16 protein-coding genes are annotated in these 16,284 nt (G+C 52.8%); 13 read left to right on the top strand and 3 right to left on the bottom strand.

The window, feature by feature from the left end:
• Positions 1-49 precede the first annotated feature (49 nt).
• A protein-coding gene (locus OGX92_RS18180; protein ID WP_174785198.1) for an IS3 family transposase occupies positions 50-1,407 on the top strand; the annotation gives its coding sequence in 2 pieces (ribosomal slippage) (positions 50-512 and positions 512-1,407; 1,359 coding nt in all).
• Between the two features lie 53 nt (positions 1,408-1,460).
• Here the strand turns inward: OGX92_RS18180 and plsB are convergent.
• A complete protein-coding gene (plsB, locus tag OGX92_RS18175; protein ID WP_003826592.1) occupies positions 1,461-3,881 on the bottom strand; it encodes a glycerol-3-phosphate 1-O-acyltransferase PlsB in 2,421 nt (806 codons plus the stop codon).
• 170 nt (positions 3,882-4,051) lie between these two features.
• On the opposite strand from plsB, the gene OGX92_RS18170 reads away from it, so the two are divergent.
• From OGX92_RS18170 to OGX92_RS18155, 4 genes are all read left to right on the top strand, one after another.
• The gene (locus tag OGX92_RS18170) at positions 4,052-4,420 is read left to right on the top strand and encodes a diacylglycerol kinase (RefSeq protein ID WP_003826594.1); all 369 of its coding nucleotides are present in this window, start codon (positions 4,052-4,054) and stop codon (positions 4,418-4,420) included.
• Positions 4,421-4,529: 109 nt separating this feature from the next.
• On the top strand, positions 4,530-5,138 hold the full coding sequence (lexA, locus tag OGX92_RS18165) for a transcriptional repressor LexA (RefSeq protein WP_003826596.1): 609 nt from the start codon (positions 4,530-4,532) through the stop codon (positions 5,136-5,138).
• 131 nt (positions 5,139-5,269) lie between these two features.
• Positions 5,270-6,589, top strand: a complete 1,320-nt coding sequence (gene dinF / locus OGX92_RS18160) for an MATE family efflux transporter DinF (RefSeq protein WP_257662329.1) — start codon at positions 5,270-5,272, stop codon at positions 6,587-6,589.
• A gap of 136 nt (positions 6,590-6,725) precedes the next feature.
• Complete coding sequence (locus OGX92_RS18155) at positions 6,726-6,935, top strand: CsbD family protein (RefSeq protein WP_003031706.1); 210 nt, start codon at positions 6,726-6,728, stop codon at positions 6,933-6,935.
• 48 nt (positions 6,936-6,983) lie between these two features.
• Here OGX92_RS18155 and zur read toward each other — a convergent pair whose 3' ends face one another.
• On the bottom strand, positions 6,984-7,502 hold the full coding sequence (gene zur / locus OGX92_RS18150; RefSeq protein ID WP_063941225.1) for a zinc uptake transcriptional repressor Zur: 519 nt from the start codon (positions 7,500-7,502) through the stop codon (positions 6,984-6,986).
• Positions 7,503-7,617: 115 nt separating this feature from the next.
• Here zur and OGX92_RS18145 point away from each other — a divergent pair, with 115 nt between their 5' ends.
• The 3 genes from OGX92_RS18145 to pspG all read left to right on the top strand — a co-directional run bounded on the left by OGX92_RS18145 (position 7,618) and on the right by pspG (position 9,588).
• Positions 7,618-8,106: a cupin domain-containing protein gene (locus OGX92_RS18145; protein WP_286586904.1), complete on the top strand. Its 489-nt coding sequence runs from the start codon at positions 7,618-7,620 to the stop codon at positions 8,104-8,106.
• Positions 8,107-8,213: 107 nt separating this feature from the next.
• Positions 8,214-9,212, top strand: coding sequence for a tRNA dihydrouridine(20/20a) synthase DusA (gene dusA / locus OGX92_RS18140; protein ID WP_003826604.1), 999 nt, complete (start codon positions 8,214-8,216; stop codon positions 9,210-9,212).
• A 133-nt stretch (positions 9,213-9,345) separates the two neighbouring features.
• Positions 9,346-9,588, top strand: coding sequence for an envelope stress response protein PspG (gene pspG / locus OGX92_RS18135; RefSeq protein ID WP_003031713.1), 243 nt, complete (start codon positions 9,346-9,348; stop codon positions 9,586-9,588).
• 179 nt (positions 9,589-9,767) lie between these two features.
• Here the strand turns inward: pspG and OGX92_RS18130 are convergent, their stop codons facing one another.
• On the bottom strand, positions 9,768-10,751 hold the full coding sequence (locus tag OGX92_RS18130) for a quinone oxidoreductase (protein WP_003826608.1): 984 nt from the start codon (positions 10,749-10,751) through the stop codon (positions 9,768-9,770).
• A 64-nt stretch (positions 10,752-10,815) separates the two neighbouring features.
• Between OGX92_RS18130 and dnaB the strand changes: the two genes are divergently transcribed.
• From dnaB to OGX92_RS18105, 5 genes are all read left to right on the top strand, one after another.
• Positions 10,816-12,231 carry a replicative DNA helicase gene (gene dnaB / locus OGX92_RS18125; RefSeq protein ID WP_003826610.1) on the top strand — a complete coding sequence of 472 codons (1,416 nt, stop codon included), beginning with the start codon at positions 10,816-10,818 and terminating at the stop codon, positions 12,229-12,231.
• A gap of 145 nt (positions 12,232-12,376) precedes the next feature.
• The gene (gene alr / locus OGX92_RS18120; RefSeq protein ID WP_003826612.1) at positions 12,377-13,456 is read left to right on the top strand and encodes an alanine racemase; all 1,080 of its coding nucleotides are present in this window, start codon (positions 12,377-12,379) and stop codon (positions 13,454-13,456) included.
• A gap of 128 nt (positions 13,457-13,584) precedes the next feature.
• The gene (gene tyrB / locus OGX92_RS18115; protein ID WP_286586903.1) at positions 13,585-14,778 is read left to right on the top strand and encodes an aromatic amino acid transaminase; all 1,194 of its coding nucleotides are present in this window, start codon (positions 13,585-13,587) and stop codon (positions 14,776-14,778) included.
• Between the two features lie 184 nt (positions 14,779-14,962).
• Positions 14,963-15,676: an acid phosphatase AphA gene (gene aphA, locus OGX92_RS18110; protein ID WP_286586902.1), complete on the top strand. Its 714-nt coding sequence runs from the start codon at positions 14,963-14,965 to the stop codon at positions 15,674-15,676.
• Between the two features lie 127 nt (positions 15,677-15,803).
• Entirely contained in the window at positions 15,804-16,160 is a 357-nt protein-coding gene (locus tag OGX92_RS18105; protein ID WP_008786927.1) for an MmcQ/YjbR family DNA-binding protein, read from the top strand.
• Positions 16,161-16,284 lie beyond the last annotated feature (124 nt).

The following is a 16,284-nucleotide window of genomic DNA, read 5'->3' as shown; positions in this document are numbered from 1 at the left end:
AACTGCACCCAAAAAGTTGGACACCCAACGAAGTAAGGTGCAGTTTTTTATGAGCAAGTATTCTCTCAGCTTCAAGCTTGAGGTTGTGCAGCACTATCTTTCCGGGCTGGAAGGACAGGAGGCGACTGCAAAACGTTTTGGTATCGATCACAGTGCCGTTCGTAAATGGTCTGCCGCCTGGAAGCTCCATGGCGAAGCCGGGCTTACAACCCGGCATTTCACCTATTCTCCTGCTTTTAAAGAGTCCGTTATCCTGCATATGCGTGAACACCAGCTGTCTGTTCGCGAAGTCTGTGCAAAATTCACTATCCCTGCCTTTTCCACTGTTAGTCAGTGGGAACGACTGTATGATGAAGGGGGATTAGAAGCCCTTACAGACAGTCGACGCAGGAAAAAAACGATGCCAGAACGCCCTGAGAATCACCCCGTCCCTCCTTTGCAGACCCCCCTTGCTCCGGATGAACGTGAGGAACTTGAACAACTGCGTGCTGAAGTGGCATATCTAAAAAAGCTGCAGGCCTTACTCAGGGAAAGAAGCACGTCAGGACGCGGGATAAAGCGCAGGTCGTGAATGAGTTAAGGCTGAAGTTCCCTCTTGCACGCTTGTTAAAAGCTGCAGGACTGGCAAGAAGCACGTTCTACTGGCAACTGGCCAACGGTAAAAAACCAGACAAATATGCCGATGATAAGCAGCATATTTTAACGCTGTTCCATAAACATAAAGGACGGTATGGATACAGGCGAATCACGCTGGCTGGCCGCCGGGAAGGAAGCTTACTGAACCATAAAACGGTTCAGAGGTTAATGAAGGTGTTAGATTTAACCTGTTGTATCAGAAGGAAGAAATATAACTCTTACAAAGGCCGGCATGGGAAAGTTGCGGGTAATGTACTGAACCGGCAGTTCAGTGTGGATAAACCCAACCAGAAGTGGGTAACAGATGTCACGGAATTTAAAATAAGCGGAGAAAAGCTGTATCTGTCCCCGGTTCTGGATCTGTATAACGGAGAAATAGTAGCGTATCAGATGGAGTCCCGTCCTCTTCTGTCGATGGTGGATAACATGCTGTCGAAGGCTATATCTGTACTGGGCAAAAACGAATACCCGCTGCTCCACTCAGATCAGGGCTGGCAATATCAGATGGCGCATTATCAGAACCGGCTAAAGGAGGCGGGTCTAAAACAGAGCATGTCAAGAAAGGGAAACTGTCATGACAATGCAGTGATGGAGAGCTTCTTCGGCACACTGAAATCTGAGTGTTTTTACCTCACGGAACACAAGAATATCAGCGAGTTGCGCATGGCTATCGATGACTACATCCACTATTACAACCATGAAAGAATAAAACAGAAACTGAAAGGCCTGAGTCCGGTAGAGTACCGAACCCAGGCCCAGATAACCGCTTAAAATAAACTGTCCAACATTATGGGGTCAGTTCATTTCGACCGGTTTTTTTATGCTTACTCGCCCTGAGTGGCGCTCTCGATAGTCAGACGCACATCTGACGTGACCAGTTCGGCCAGCATCTGATAGATCTTCATCGTCTCTTCCGGTTCGGCATCTCCGGTATCGCTGATGAATCCCTCGTCACGCAGCGTCAGCACCAGAGAGCTGAACACGGCTTTATCGAAGAATTCCGGCGCGTTAATGCCGTGCAGCACTGAGAGGCGTTGCGCCACGGTGCGGCTCTCTTTTTCCAGCGTGCCACGGTTGATGGACGGGTTCGCGCTCAGCAGCCAGAAGGTAATGGCGTAGCGCTGCAACGTCTCGCGAGCACCTGCCGCCAGCAGCTGTAGCGTGCGGGAGCGGGCTGGATTGATATGCAGTTCGTCATCGGTCAGGGTGATGAGTCCCTGGCGCTGCATTTCGCTGGCCAGTTCATCAATTACCCCGGCAAGCTCATCACGCTCCCAGCGTAAGAACAGCTCCGCTTTCAGCATCGGGTACAGCGCATCAATATGCTGCTGCAATGCGGCGCGTGAAATACGACGATGCTGAGTCACAATGGCTGCCATCAACGAAGGCAGAACCAGCATATGCGCAATATTATTGCGGTAGTAGGTCATCAATACCGCCTGCTCGCGCGGCAGAATAATGATGTCACCGATGGTGTCTTTCTCGACCTCAAACTTGTTCATCTGCAAGGCGTGGTCGATCAGTTCACTGGCACTCTGCGCAGGAACAGTAGCATCCGCCGCGTACGGCACGTTGCGCAGCAGGCTCAGGTAGCAGTCAAGCTGCTCGGTCAGCTGTTCACGGGTCAGAGAGCGCTGGCGGGAAGCCAGTAACGCGGTACAGCACAGGTTCATGGCGTTGGCCGCGCCTGCGTTGTTAATGCGCACCATCAAATCGGCGGCAATGTTATTCACCGTCGGCGTCAACCAGGCCGGGCGGATCGACTCGATAGGGTCAATAGATTCACGCCACTCCGGCACATGCTGGTTGAGGTAAGTCATCAATGGCATTGGTTCACCAAAGTTGACGTAGCCCTGACCCAGGTTACGCAGCTTGCTTAAGCCACGCAGCATTTGCGGCAGACTTTCTTTCTCTTTCGTCGCGCCACGCAGCTCTTTCGCGTAGGTGCCCACTTCCATTACGTGCTCATAGCCGATGTAAATAGGTACGAGGGTAATAGGGCGCGTACCGCCGCGCAGCATCGCCTGAATAGTCATCGACAGCGTGCCGGTTTTCGGGTCGAGCAGACGACCGGTACGTGAACGGCCCCCTTCGACAAAGTACTCAACCGAGTAGCCGCGGCTGAACAGCTCGCCCAGGTATTCGCGGAATACGGTGGAATAGAGCTTGTTGCCCTTGAAGGTACGACGAATAAAGAACGCGCCCAGACGGCGGAAAATCGGACCCGCTGGCCAGAAGTTCAGGTTGATACCAGCTGCGATGTGCGGCGGCACCAAACCCTGATGGTACAGAACGTACGACAGCAGCATATAGTCCATATGGCTGCGGTGGCACGGAACGTACACGATTTCATGCCCATCGTGCGCCAACTGGCGTACACGTTCAGCATTATGAACGTTAATCCCCTGATACAGACGATTCCAGGTAAAGCCCAAAATACGGTCCGTCAGACGAATCATTTCGTAGGAGAAGTTGGCGGCAATCTCTTCCATCAGCGCAATGGCATTTTGCTGCGCTTTTTCGTGGGAGATTTTTTTACTGCGCGCTTCATCTTCTACCGCACGAGCGATCGCTTTTGAAGCTAACAGTTTATTAAACAGATCCTGGCGGGCAGGGAGGCGCGGGCCGACAGCGGCCAGGCGCTGGCGAGCAAAGTGCATACGCGCCACGCGTGCCAGCTTCTGGGCGATGATCTTATCCGTACCGTGTTCATCCGCCATACGGCGCAGAGAGACCGACGGGGAGAAACGGACAAAACTGTCGCGACCCAGCCAGGACACCGCAAAGAATTTCTGTACGCCGTTTAGCATACGTAACGGCGGATTGACCTCGCCTTTTTCACGCCCCGGCGCACGGCCAAACATCACCGAAACCGGCACCATCTGCACATCCAGATCTGGATTGCTGCGATGCAAGTCGAGATAGTTGTGGAACAGCTTGATAGACTCTTCTTTCGGCGTGTAATAGGTGAATACACGCGGACCGCCGTGAATAAACACGTAGCGCGGTAACAGCGTTCCGTCTATCTCTAGTGGTTCCAGGGGATCGGGGAGGTCGTGCACCAGACATTGGGCACGCAGCGTCAGCAAATCTGCTTTCGAATTGTACGGTAGGACGTACATAATGGGACGCGAAGTATCGAGTCCCAATTCCGGAGCAGGTTCTGCTGGAATAGACTTGCTTTTTACCAGGACGCTTAATGGTAAATTCAGTAATTTGTAGTAAATTCGTGGCCAGCCGGACATAAACGATGTAAAGCCTCTGGTTAATAATGCAAATGCGCTGCAAGGATATCAGAAAGTTTAGTGAATTTCTGTGGTATCCGGTCATACTTCGCGCTGCTTTGCCACCCCCTGAACAAACGGGGTAACGTTACAATGACATTGACGCTAATAATGTAAAAAGGTTCTTTTTGATGGCCAATAATACCACTGGATTCACCCGAATTATCAAAGCAGCAGGTTATTCCTGGAAAGGTTTTCGCGCTGCATGGATTAATGAGGCGGCATTCCGTCAGGAAAGTGTTGCCGTCCTGCTGGGCGTCGCCATCGCCTGCTGGCTGGATGTTGATGCAATTACCCGCGTGTTGTTGATCGGTTCTGTGATGCTGGTGATGATCGTTGAAATCCTCAACAGTGCGATTGAAGCGGTAGTTGATCGTATTGGTTCTGAGTACCACGAACTTTCCGGTCGGGCGAAAGATATGGGGTCGGCTGCGGTATTGCTGTCTATTTTTGTCGCGCTGATCACCTGGGGCATTCTGTTGTGGTCGCATTTGCGATAAGGCTTCCACAACTGCATAAATCTCCTGTTTTTTGTGCAGTTTGCGGTTCCAAAATCGCCTTTAGCTGTATATACTCACAGCATAACTGTATATACACCCAGGGGGCGGAATGAAAGCGTTAACGGCCAGGCAACAAGAGGTGTTTGATCTCATTAGAGATCACATCAGCCAGACAGGTATGCCACCGACGCGTGCGGAGATCGCGCAGCGTTTGGGGTTCCGTTCCCCAAACGCAGCTGAAGAACACCTGAAAGCGCTGGCGCGTAAAGGTGTGCTGGAAATTGTATCCGGCGCATCGCGCGGTATTCGACTGTTGCAGGAAGAAGAAGAAGGGTTACCGCTTGTGGGGCGCGTGGCAGCCGGTGAGCCACTTTTGGCGCAGCAGCACATTGAAGGCCACTATCAGGTCGATCCTTCACTGTTCAAACCGAACGCCGATTTTCTGCTGCGCGTTAGCGGTATGTCGATGAAAGATATTGGGATTATGGACGGTGATTTACTTGCTGTGCATAAAACCCAGGACGTGCGTAACGGCCAGGTTGTTGTTGCCCGTATTGATGACGAAGTTACGGTTAAGCGTCTGAAAAAGCAGGGCAACAAGGTTGAACTCTTGCCAGAAAACAGTGAATTTAAACCTATCGTTGTCGACCTGCGCGAACAAAACTTCACTATTGAAGGGCTGGCAGTAGGCGTCATTCGTAACGGTGAATGGCTGTAATTTTCTGTTGAATCCCTGTAGGCCGGATAAGACGATGACGTCGCCATCCGGCAACGTGCCCGGTAGCGCTGCGCTTGCCGGGCCTGCATCACATTGTCCAGTACGTCTAACTTCTTCTCAGGCCCTCCTGTATGCCTTTCTTTACCTCTTCTGATAAAGCACTCTGGCACCTCGCCTTACCGATGATCTTCTCCAATATCACCGTTCCCCTGCTGGGACTGGTGGATACTGCGGTGATTGGTCATCTGGATAGTCCGGTCTATCTTGGCGGTGTTGCGGTTGGTGCCACGGCAACCAGTTTTCTTTTTATGCTGCTGCTTTTTTTGCGCATGAGCACCACCGGTCTGACCGCACAGGCATTTGGTGCGAAAAATCCGCAGGCGCTGGCGCGTGCACTGGTGCAGCCGCTCATGCTGGCGCTGGGAGCGGGGTTGCTTATCGCACTGTTTCGTACGCCAATTATCGATCTGGCTCTGCACATTGTTGGCGGAAGTGAAGCGGTACTGGAGCAGGCCCGACGTTTCCTTGAAATTCGCTGGTTAAGCGCACCCGCCTCGCTGGCGAATCTGGTGCTGCTCGGCTGGCTGCTTGGCGTTCAGTATGCGCGTGCGCCGGTTATCTTGTTGATTGTCGGCAATATTCTCAACATTGTGCTTGATATATGGCTGGTGATGGGCCTGCATATGAACGTGCAGGGTGCGGCACTGGCAACGGTGATTGCTGAATATGCCACCTTGCTGATCGGCCTGATGATGGTGCGCAAAGTCCTGCATATGCGCGGAATTTCGCTGGCAATGCTGAAGCAGGCGTGGCGTGGCAACTTCCGCCGTTTGTTGGCACTTAACCGTGACATCATGTTGCGCTCGCTACTGCTGCAGCTCTGTTTTGGCGCTATCACAGTGCTGGGTGCGCGTCTGGGAGGCGATATCATTGCGGTTAATGCCGTTCTGATGACCCTGCTAACCTTTACCGCCTACGCGCTGGATGGATTTGCCTATGCCGTGGAAGCGCATTCGGGCCAGGCCTATGGGGCGCGAGATGGTAGCCAGTTGCTGGACGTCTGGCGGGCGGCCTGCCGACAGTCCGGTATTGTGGCTATTTTGTTCTCGTTGGTTTATGCCCTGTTTGGCGAGCAGATTGTTGTGCTACTGACCTCGCTGCCGCAAATCCAACTGCTGGCCGATCGCTATCTTTTCTGGCAGGTGGTGTTACCGCTGGTGGGTGTCTGGTGTTATCTGCTCGACGGAATGTTTATTGGCGCGACGCGCGCGGCAGAAATGCGCAACAGTATGGCCGTTGCTGCCACAGGATTCGCATTAACGCTGCTGACTTTGCCGTGGCTGGGAAACCATGGTTTGTGGTTGGCGTTAACCGTTTTCCTGGCGTTGCGCGGGCTTTCACTGGCCTTTATCTGGCGGCGCCACTGGCGTAATGGAACCTGGTTTGCCTGAGCGGAATGGTTAAAAATTCCGAATAGTAAATAAAACCCAGAATCACTGACTACACTTATTCTCACGTCCAGCAAAAACAGCATGTGTCTGGACATGGCACTCTCGCTATTCACAACCTAACGATGAGGACTTGATGATGAATAAAGACGAAGTCGGCGGCAACTGGAAGCAGTTTAAAGGTAAAGTGAAAGAGCAATGGGGCAAACTGACCGATGATGATATGACGGTCATTGAAGGTAAACGTGACCAACTGGTCGGTAAAGTCCAGGAGCGTTACGGTTACGCGAAAGATCAGGCGGAGAAAGAAGTTAACGATTGGGAAAAACGTAATGATTACCGCTGGTAATTAACCCTTCCCTCCTGAGAGTACAAGGATGTACGCTCTCCCGCTTACCTAGCGCCCAACCTTCTTCTTCACCTGAATCGTATGGTCATGCTGGCACTCGCCAGGATGGCGGCAAGATTCAACTTCCACACAGGCCGGACACAGCCCGTGGGCTTCAATAACGTTATGCCGCAGTGCAAAGCCCATTTTTGCCGCTAGCGTATGCATAATGTCTTCCACGCCTTCCGCACACTCTTCTTTTACCACGCCGCAGCGGTCGCAAATGAACATTGCAGAACTGTGGGTTGGCTGATCGAACAGATGACAAAGCACATAGCTGTTGGTGGATTCCACCTTGTGCACGAAACCTTGTTCCAGCAGAAAATCGAGCGCACGATATACAGTAGGTGGTTTAGCCTGTGGCTCAGTTGCCCGCAACAGGTCGAGCAGGTCATAGGCACTGATCGCACCTTCCTGCAGGCTCATCAGGCGCAGTACTTCGAGGCGTTGTGGCGTAAGCCGCACGTTGCGTTGCGCGCAGAGTTTTTCAGCTTGAGCCAATAACTCTTGCGTAGTGGTTTTGTCCATTTGGCGCCTCGATTTGCGTGGAAGGTTAATCCCTTACTTTAACATGTTCTGCTTAAAACACCGAGATCCACCGTGGTGTGCTATACCTGACGCATCGCAATACTGGAAAATAACCATGAAAAGACCCGATTGTATTCGCCACTGGCGTGAGGTTGAGGGGGCTGATGACTCCACTTATCCTGACAGCGATGAGCTATTTGCTATTGGCGCGCCACTTGCCCGCAAGTTGGGGTTAGGACGACTCGGCATTCATCATGAACGCCTGCCGCCGGGTCGGCGCACGTCGTACCCGCACGCTGAAAGCGATGAGGAAGAATTTATCTACGTGCTGGAAGGTTATCCTGAGGCCTGGATTAACGGGTATTTATGGAAGCTGGAACCGGGCGACAGCGTCAGTTTCCCGGCAGGTACAGGCGTGTGCCATACCTTTATTAATAACACCAGTGAAGAGGTGCGCCTGTTAGTCGTGGGTGAGGCGAACAAAAAATACAATCGCATTTATTATCCGCTTAACCCGGTCTATGCCGCTACACGTGAGGATCGCTGGGTCGACCATCCGCCGCAGTTTTTTGGATCTCACGACGGAAAACCGGGGCGTAAATAGCGTTTATTTAGGGTCAGGGGGAGTGAGCCGCGAGGATGTGGCTCACTATCGTAACGGTCTATGCTATAGTAGCGCCCCTTTTTTAACCGGATGCTTGAATATTCGCCATGCTGCCTGAATCTCAGTCTACCGCTTTTCCCGCTCATCGTTTTTCTATCGCGCCGATGCTCGACTGGACGGACAGACACTGCCGCTACTTTTTGCGCTTACTGTCCAGCCAGACGCTGCTCTATACGGAGATGGTAACCACTGGGGCAATCATTCATGGTAAAGGCGATTATCTGGCGTATAGCGAAGAAGAACATCCGGTCGCATTACAACTGGGTGGGAGCGATCCTGCGGCGCTGGCGCAGTGCGCAAAGCTCGCTGAACAGCGGGGCTATGACGAAATTAATCTCAACGTGGGTTGTCCTTCCGACCGCGTACAGAATGGCATGTTTGGCGCCTGCCTGATGGGGAATGCGCAACTGGTCGCCGATTGCGTCAAAGCAATGCGAGACGTGGTGTCGATTCCGGTAACAGTGAAAACTCGTATCGGCATTGATGACCAGGACAGCTACGAATTTCTCTGCGATTTCATCAACACGGTATCTGGCAAAGGCGAATGTGAGATGTTTATCATTCACGCCCGCAAGGCCTGGCTGTCCGGGTTAAGCCCGAAAGAGAACCGCGAAATTCCGCCGCTGGATTATGACCGTGTTTATCAGCTAAAGCGTGATTTCCCGCATCTGACGATGTCGATCAACGGCGGCATTAAATCGTTGGAAGAAGCGAAAATTCATCTGCAACATATGGATGGCGTGATGGTGGGGCGTGAAGCTTACCAAAACCCAGGTATTCTGGCGTCCGTTGACCGTGAGATTTTCTCTGCCGCTACCGAAGATACCGATCCGGTCGCCGTGGTGCGCGCCATGTACCCGTACATTGAACGTGAACTGAGTAAGGGAACCTATTTGGGACATGTGACACGCCATATGTTGGGGCTGTTTCAGGGGATCCCTGGTGCCCGTCAGTGGCGCCGCTATCTGAGCGAGAATGCACATAAAGCCGGGGCTGATATTAACGTTCTGGAACACGCGCTGAAGCTGGTGGCAGACAAGCGTTAAGTTTTCACCAAAAGTTAGTTAATTTCACCACGCCCTGCGCTTTGTCGCGGGGCGTTTTCTTTATAAATCAACGCATTATTTTTGGCATGTTTCTTGTAAAGCAATGGAGAGAATTTCATTTCGGGAGAGAGCCATGCTGGAACTACTTTTTGTGATTGGATTTTTTATCATGCTGATGGTCACCGGCGTTTCTTTGCTGGGCGTTCTGGCCGCATTGGTCGTAGCCACCGCAGTGATGTTTCTGGGCGGACTATTTGCCTTGATGATTAAACTGTTGCCCTGGCTGCTACTGGCTGTTGCCGTGGTGTGGGTGATCAAGGCGATAAAAGCGCCAAAAGTCCCACAGTATCAGCGCAATAACCGCCGGTTTTACTAAGGTATTGAGCGGTACGTCACAACCTGCAACATTGCCTTTAGAACCAAATAGGAATTGATTATCAAATCTGTCACTATTGCCAGGTTAACGAATTCATCGAGCTGTACCCTACATACAGCCGAACTAAAAAAAGAAAGGGCTTCCTACGGGAAGCCCTAATTCTTTCTTTCCCCGTCATCTTACGGAATCAGCAAACTCGATCCCTGCGTGGCCCGGCTTTCCAGTACTTCATGAGCACGCTGTGCATCGTGCAGTGCGAACGTCTGACCAGGCGCGACATCCACTTTGATCACTCCACTGGCAATGAGCGAGAATAGCTCATTGCTGGCTTCGGTTAATTCGCGGTGATTGGTGACATACCCCTGGAGTGAAGGACGGGTCACGTACAGCGAACCTTTCTGGTTCAGAATGCCTAAGTTCACGCCAGTCACCGGCCCGGAAGCATTACCAAAGCTGACCATTAGTCCCCGGCGCTGTAAACAATCCAGCGAGGCTTCCCAGGTATCTTTCCCTACCGAGTCATACACCACCCGCACTTTTTTACCGCCAGTTATCTCTTTCACTCGCTCAACAATGCTCTCTTCACGATAGTTAATGACCTGCCATGCGCCAGCCTGCAACGCAATTTGCGCCTTTTGCGCACTGCCGACGGTACCAATCAGCTTCGCACCCAATGCTTTTGCCCACTGGCAGGCAATCATGCCGACGCCGCCCGCAGCCGCATGGAACAAAAACGGCTCATCAGGCTGAATTTCATACGTTTTACGTAACAGATAAAAAACGGTTAGCCCTTTAAGAAACGAGGCGGCAGCTTGTTCAAACGAGATAGCGTTAGGCAGGATGGCGGCTTTATCGGCCGGAACGTTATGCACTGAGCTGTAGGCGCCAAGGGCAGACTGGGCGTACACCACGCGATCGCCAGCTTTAATGTGTGTCACTTTGCTGCCGACTTTGCTGACCACGCCTGCGGCTTCGGTACCCAGACCGCTGGGCAGGGAAGGCGGTGGATAAAGACCACTGCGGATGTAGGTGTCGATATAGTTGATCCCAATCGCTTTGTTCTCGACCTGGATTTCGTTTTCCGCCGGGTCTACGGGCGTAAACTCCACCGCCTTGAGTACATCAGGGCCACCATGCTTGTGAAATTCAATACGTGTTGCCATGCTTCCTCCAAAAGAAATGTGGTAATCTTTCGACCCAATCATTATCTCGGTAACTCCATTCACTATGGCAGGAAATAAACCCTTCAACAAACAACAGACTGATGCTCGTGAGCGCGATCCCCAGGTCGCCGGGCTGAAAGTACCGCCGCACTCGATTGAAGCGGAACAGTCGGTGTTGGGCGGTTTAATGCTGGATAACGAACGCTGGGACGATGTCGCCGAGCGTGTGGTGGCGGAAGATTTTTATACCCGACCACACCGGCATATCTTCACGGAAATGCATCGCCTGCAGGAGATGGGAAAACCCATCGATCTGATCACGCTGGCAGAGTCGCTGGAGGTTCAGGGACAACTGGACAGCGTCGGCGGTTTTGCTTACCTGGCTGAGTTATCTAAAAATACGCCAAGTGCGGCGAATATTAGCGCTTATGCGGATATCGTCCGCGAACGTGCCGTTGTTCGTGACATGATTTCAGTTGCGAACGAAATCGCGGAAGCCGGTTTTGATCCGCAAGGACGCTCCAGTGAAGATCTGTTGGACCTTGCGGAATCCCGCGTCTTTAAAATCGCGGAAAGCCGCGCTAATAAAGACGAAGGCCCGAAAAATATCACCGATGTGCTCGACGCAACCGTCGCGCGTATCGAGCAGCTGTTCCAGCAGCCGCACGACGGTGTCACCGGGGTAAACACCGGTTATGACGACCTCAATAAAAAGACAGCTGGTTTGCAGCCGTCAGACTTAATTATCGTCGCCGCACGTCCGTCGATGGGTAAAACAACATTTGCAATGAACCTCGTCGAAAATGCGGCGATGTTGCAGGATAAGCCGGTTCTTATCTTTAGTCTTGAAATGCCCTCAGAACAGATCATGATGCGTTCCCTGGCCTCGCTCTCACGCGTCGACCAAACCAAAATCCGTACCGGTCAACTGGATGATGAGGACTGGGCGCGAATTTCCGGAACAATGGGTATTTTGCTAGAGAAACGAAACATCTATATTGATGACTCCTCCGGCCTAACGCCTACGGAAGTGCGCTCGCGTGCCCGTCGTATCGCCCGTGAACATGGCGGTATCGGACTTATCATGATCGACTACCTGCAGCTGATGCGCGTGCCGTCGCTCTCCGACAACCGTACGCTGGAAATTGCAGAAATCTCCCGCTCGCTGAAAGCGTTAGCGAAAGAACTGCATGTGCCGGTGGTGGCGCTGTCGCAGCTTAACCGCTCTCTGGAACAACGTGCCGACAAGCGTCCGGTCAACTCGGATCTGCGTGAGTCCGGCTCCATCGAGCAGGATGCCGACTTAATCATGTTTATCTATCGTGATGAGGTTTATCACGAAAACAGCGACCTGAAAGGGATCGCAGAAATCATTATTGGTAAGCAACGTAACGGCCCGATCGGTACGGTGCGCCTGACGTTTAACGGTCAGTGGTCGCGCTTCGATAACTATGCGGGCCCACAATACGACGACGAATAAATCTCCGTCATCCTTCATGCAGCAGATGCGTTGACTACGCCCGTTCACCCCGGTCACTTAGTTTACTAAGCTCCCGGGGATTCTCTGGCTTGTCGCCTTCCTGCAACACGAATGATTTAGAAGATTCTTTTATTAAGGAATACAAATGCAAGCGGCAACTGTAGTCATTAACCGCCGCGCTCTGCGACACAACCTGCAACGTCTGCGTGAACTGGCTCCAGCCAGCAAACTGGTTGCGGTCGTGAAAGCGAACGCCTACGGCCATGGTCTGTTAGAGACCGCGCGAACGCTCCCCGATGCGGACGCTTTTGGTGTCGCTCGTCTTGAAGAAGCCCTGCGCTTGCGAGCGGGAGGGATCACGCAGCCCATCCTGCTGCTGGAGGGGTTTTTTGATGCCTCCGATCTGCCGACTATTTCCGCGCAGCGTTTGCATACAGCCGTCCATAACCAGGAGCAGCTCGAAGCCCTGGAAGCAGCAAAACTGGCTGAACCCGTTACCGTCTGGATGAAGCTCGACACCGGTATGCATCGCCTGGGCGTACGCCCTGAGCAGGCTGAGGCGTTTTATCAGCGCTTAACGCAATGTGAAAACGTGCGCCAGCCGGTCAATATCGTCAGCCACTTTGCTCGCGCGGACGAGCCTGAGTGTGGCGCGACCGAAAAACAGCTCGATATCTTCAACAGTTTTTGTGAAGGCAAACCGGGGCAGCGTTCGATTGCCGCGTCGGGTGGTATTTTGCTGTGGCCGCAGTCTCATTTCGACTGGGCGCGTCCGGGGCTGATTTTGTATGGCGTATCACCACTGGAAAATCACTCCATCGGCGCTGATTTTGGCTGCCAACCGGTAATGTCGCTGACCTCAAGTCTGATTGCGGTGCGTGAGCACAAAGCGGGCGAGCCGGTTGGTTATGGGGGAACCTGGCTGAGCGAGCGCGACACGCGTCTTGGCGTGGTAGCGATGGGCTATGGCGATGGTTATCCGCGCGCAGCGCCTTCGGGGACGCCGGTACTGGTCAACGGCCGTGAAGTGCCGATCGTCGGTCGCGTTGCAATGGATATGATCTGCGTCGATTTAGGGCCCGAAGCGCAGGATAAAGCCGGCGATTCGGTGATTCTGTGGGGCGAGGGCCTGCCCGTTGAACGTATTGCTGAAATGACGAAAGTAAGTGCTTACGAACTTATTACGCGCCTGACCTCAAGGGTGGCGATGAAGTATATCGATTAGCAGCATGATGTGCCGGACAGGTGGTTACGCCGCCTTCCGGCAATATTCCTCTCAACATCCTCTCGATCTTCTCCCACTTCCGGTTTATTGTGTTCTTAACCCCTGCCTGTAAACCCGGAGAACCACACGTGTTTCAAAAAGTTGACGCCTACGCCGGCGACCCGATTTTATCGCTCATGGAGCGCTTCAAAGAAGATTCACGTAGCGACAAAGTGAATCTCAGTATCGGCCTGTATTACAACGAAGACGGCATTATTCCTCAGCTTAAAGCGGTGGCGGAAGCGGAAGCTCGACTTAATGCCAAACCGCATGGTGCTTCGCTGTATCTGCCGATGGAAGGTCTGAACACGTATCGCCATACCATTGCGCCGCTGCTGTTTGGCGCAGAACATCCGGTTCTCCAGCAGCAGCGCGTCGCAACCATTCAGACGCTGGGCGGCTCCGGTGCGTTAAAGGTTGGCGCAGATTTCCTGAAACGTTATTTCCCTGATTCTGGTGTGTGGGTCAGCGATCCGACCTGGGAAAACCATATCGCGATTTTTGAAGGTGCTGGATTCGAAGTAAGCACTTACCCATGGTATGACGACACGACCAACGGCGTGCGTTTCAACGACCTGCTGGCCACGCTGAATACCCTACCGGCGCGCAGCATCGTGCTGCTACATCCGTGCTGCCATAACCCGACAGGGGCGGATTTAACGCCTGCGCAGTGGGATAGCGTTATTGAGATCCTGAAAGCACGCGATCTGATTCCGTTCCTGGACATTGCTTACCAGGGCTTCGGCGGTGGAATGGAAGAAGACGCCTATGCGATTCGCGCCATCGCCAGCGCCGGATTGCCCGCTCTGGTCAGCAACTCATTCTCGAAGATTTTTTCCTTATACGGTGAGCGTGTCGGCGGACTGTCTGTGGTATGTGAAGACGCTGATGCCGCCAGCCGTGTTCTGGGGCAGCTAAAAGCGACGGTGCGTCGTAACTACTCCAGCCCGCCAAACTTTGGTGCGCAGGTAGTTGCCGCGGTGCTGGGTGATGACGTGCTGAAAGCCAGCTGGCTGGCGGAAGTTGAAGAGATGCGTACTCGCATTCTGGCGATGCGTCAGGAGCTGGTTAACGTATTAAATGCGGAGATCCCAGGCCGTAATTTTGACTACCTGCTGCAACAGCGCGGTATGTTCAGCTATACCGGGCTTAGCGTAGCCCAGGTCGATCGCCTGCGCGATGAGTTCGGTGTATACCTGATCGCCAGCGGTCGTATGTGCGTGGCCGGGCTGAATCACGGTAACGTGCAGCGCGTGGCGAAGGCATTTGCTGCCGTCATGTAACCGACTTTGCAGGCCTGATAAGCGTCGCGCCATCAGGCCTGTTTTCCAATGTGATCGTGCTCCTTTTCCAGGACAAAACCAGAGAAAATCCTTCCTTTCCCTCCCCCTAAGGGGTAAGGTCAGATAGTTTTTTGACCAGTTGTTAATAAAAAAATGATAACTAACTGACTACTTAGGGAAAAATATGCGCAAGTTTACGTTGGCACTGAGTGCCGTTTGTTTATTGTTCACGCTAAATCAGCCAGCCCAGGCACTCGTTTCTTCTCCCTCTCAGCTCAATCCAGGCACTAACGTTGCAAAGCTCGCTGAGCAGGCTCCCATTCACTGGGTCTCCGTGGCACAAATTGAAAACAGCCTGACCGGACGTCCGCCGATGGCCGTCGGGTTTGATATCGATGACACTGTCCTCTTTTCCAGCCCAGGCTTCTGGCGCGGTAAAAAAACGTATTCTCCGGACAGTGAGGATTACCTGAAGAATCCGGCCTTCTGGGAAAAAATGAACAATGGCTGGGACGAGTTCAGTATTCCAAAAGAAGTCGCGCGCCAACTGATTGATATGCACGTGCGTCGCGGCGACAGCATTTTTTTCGTAACCGGTCGTAGCCAGACGAAAACGGAAACCGTGTCGAAAACGCTGTCCGATAACTTTCACATCCCGGCTGGTAATATGTATCCGGTCATTTTTGCCGGCGACAAGCCGGGTCAGAACACCAAAACGCAGTGGCTGCAGGATAAAAATATCCGCATGTTCTACGGTGACTCCGATAATGACATCACTGCCGCTCGCGACGTGGGTATTCGCGGTATTCGCATTTTGCGCGCCTCTAACTCCACTTATAAGCCGCTGCCACAGGCCGGTGCGTTTGGTGAAGAGGTGATCGTCAACTCGGAATATTGAGGACGCTGGCTGCGGATTGCTGTTTTTTTAAACAAATTTACATTGCTGGCTTTTACCTTTTGCGGACTTGCTGCACACTGAATAAAAGATGTTCTCATGAGGCAATATGCTGGTAAGGGGAATAAAGATGACGAATTCGGAGTTGCTGCAATACTGCATGGCAAAAACGGGCGCGGAGCAGAGCGTTCACAGTGACTGGAAGGCCACGCAAATCAAAGTCGAAGATGTGCTTTTTGCCATGGTAAAAGAGGTGGAAGAACGCCCGGCGGTGTCTCTGAAAACCAGCCCTGAACTGGCAGAACTGTTGCGCCAGCAGCATAGCGATGTTCGGCCAAGCAGGCATCTCAATAAAGCGCACTGGAGTACGGTGTATCTGGACGGCTCGCTGCCGGATTCACAGATTTATTATCTGGTCGACGCCTCTTATCAGCAGGCAGTGAACACGTTGCCGGAAGATAAACGCCGGATACTGACGCAGCCCTGATCCGGTTCGCCGGATGCGGCGCAAGCGCCTTATCCGGCGAACCGGCTTTATGCCTGGTCTGTAGTTTCGTAGGCCTGATAAGCGCAGTGCCATCAGGCACAACCGTAGCCGGATGCGGTGTAAG

It is taken from the genome of Citrobacter sp. Cpo089 (assembly GCF_030332695.1).
In the GTDB taxonomy this organism is placed as follows: Bacteria; Pseudomonadota; Gammaproteobacteria; order Enterobacterales; family Enterobacteriaceae; genus Citrobacter; species Citrobacter portucalensis.
Note: the sequence above shows the minus strand (reverse complement) of the source record. Positions and strands in the feature narration are given on the sequence as shown.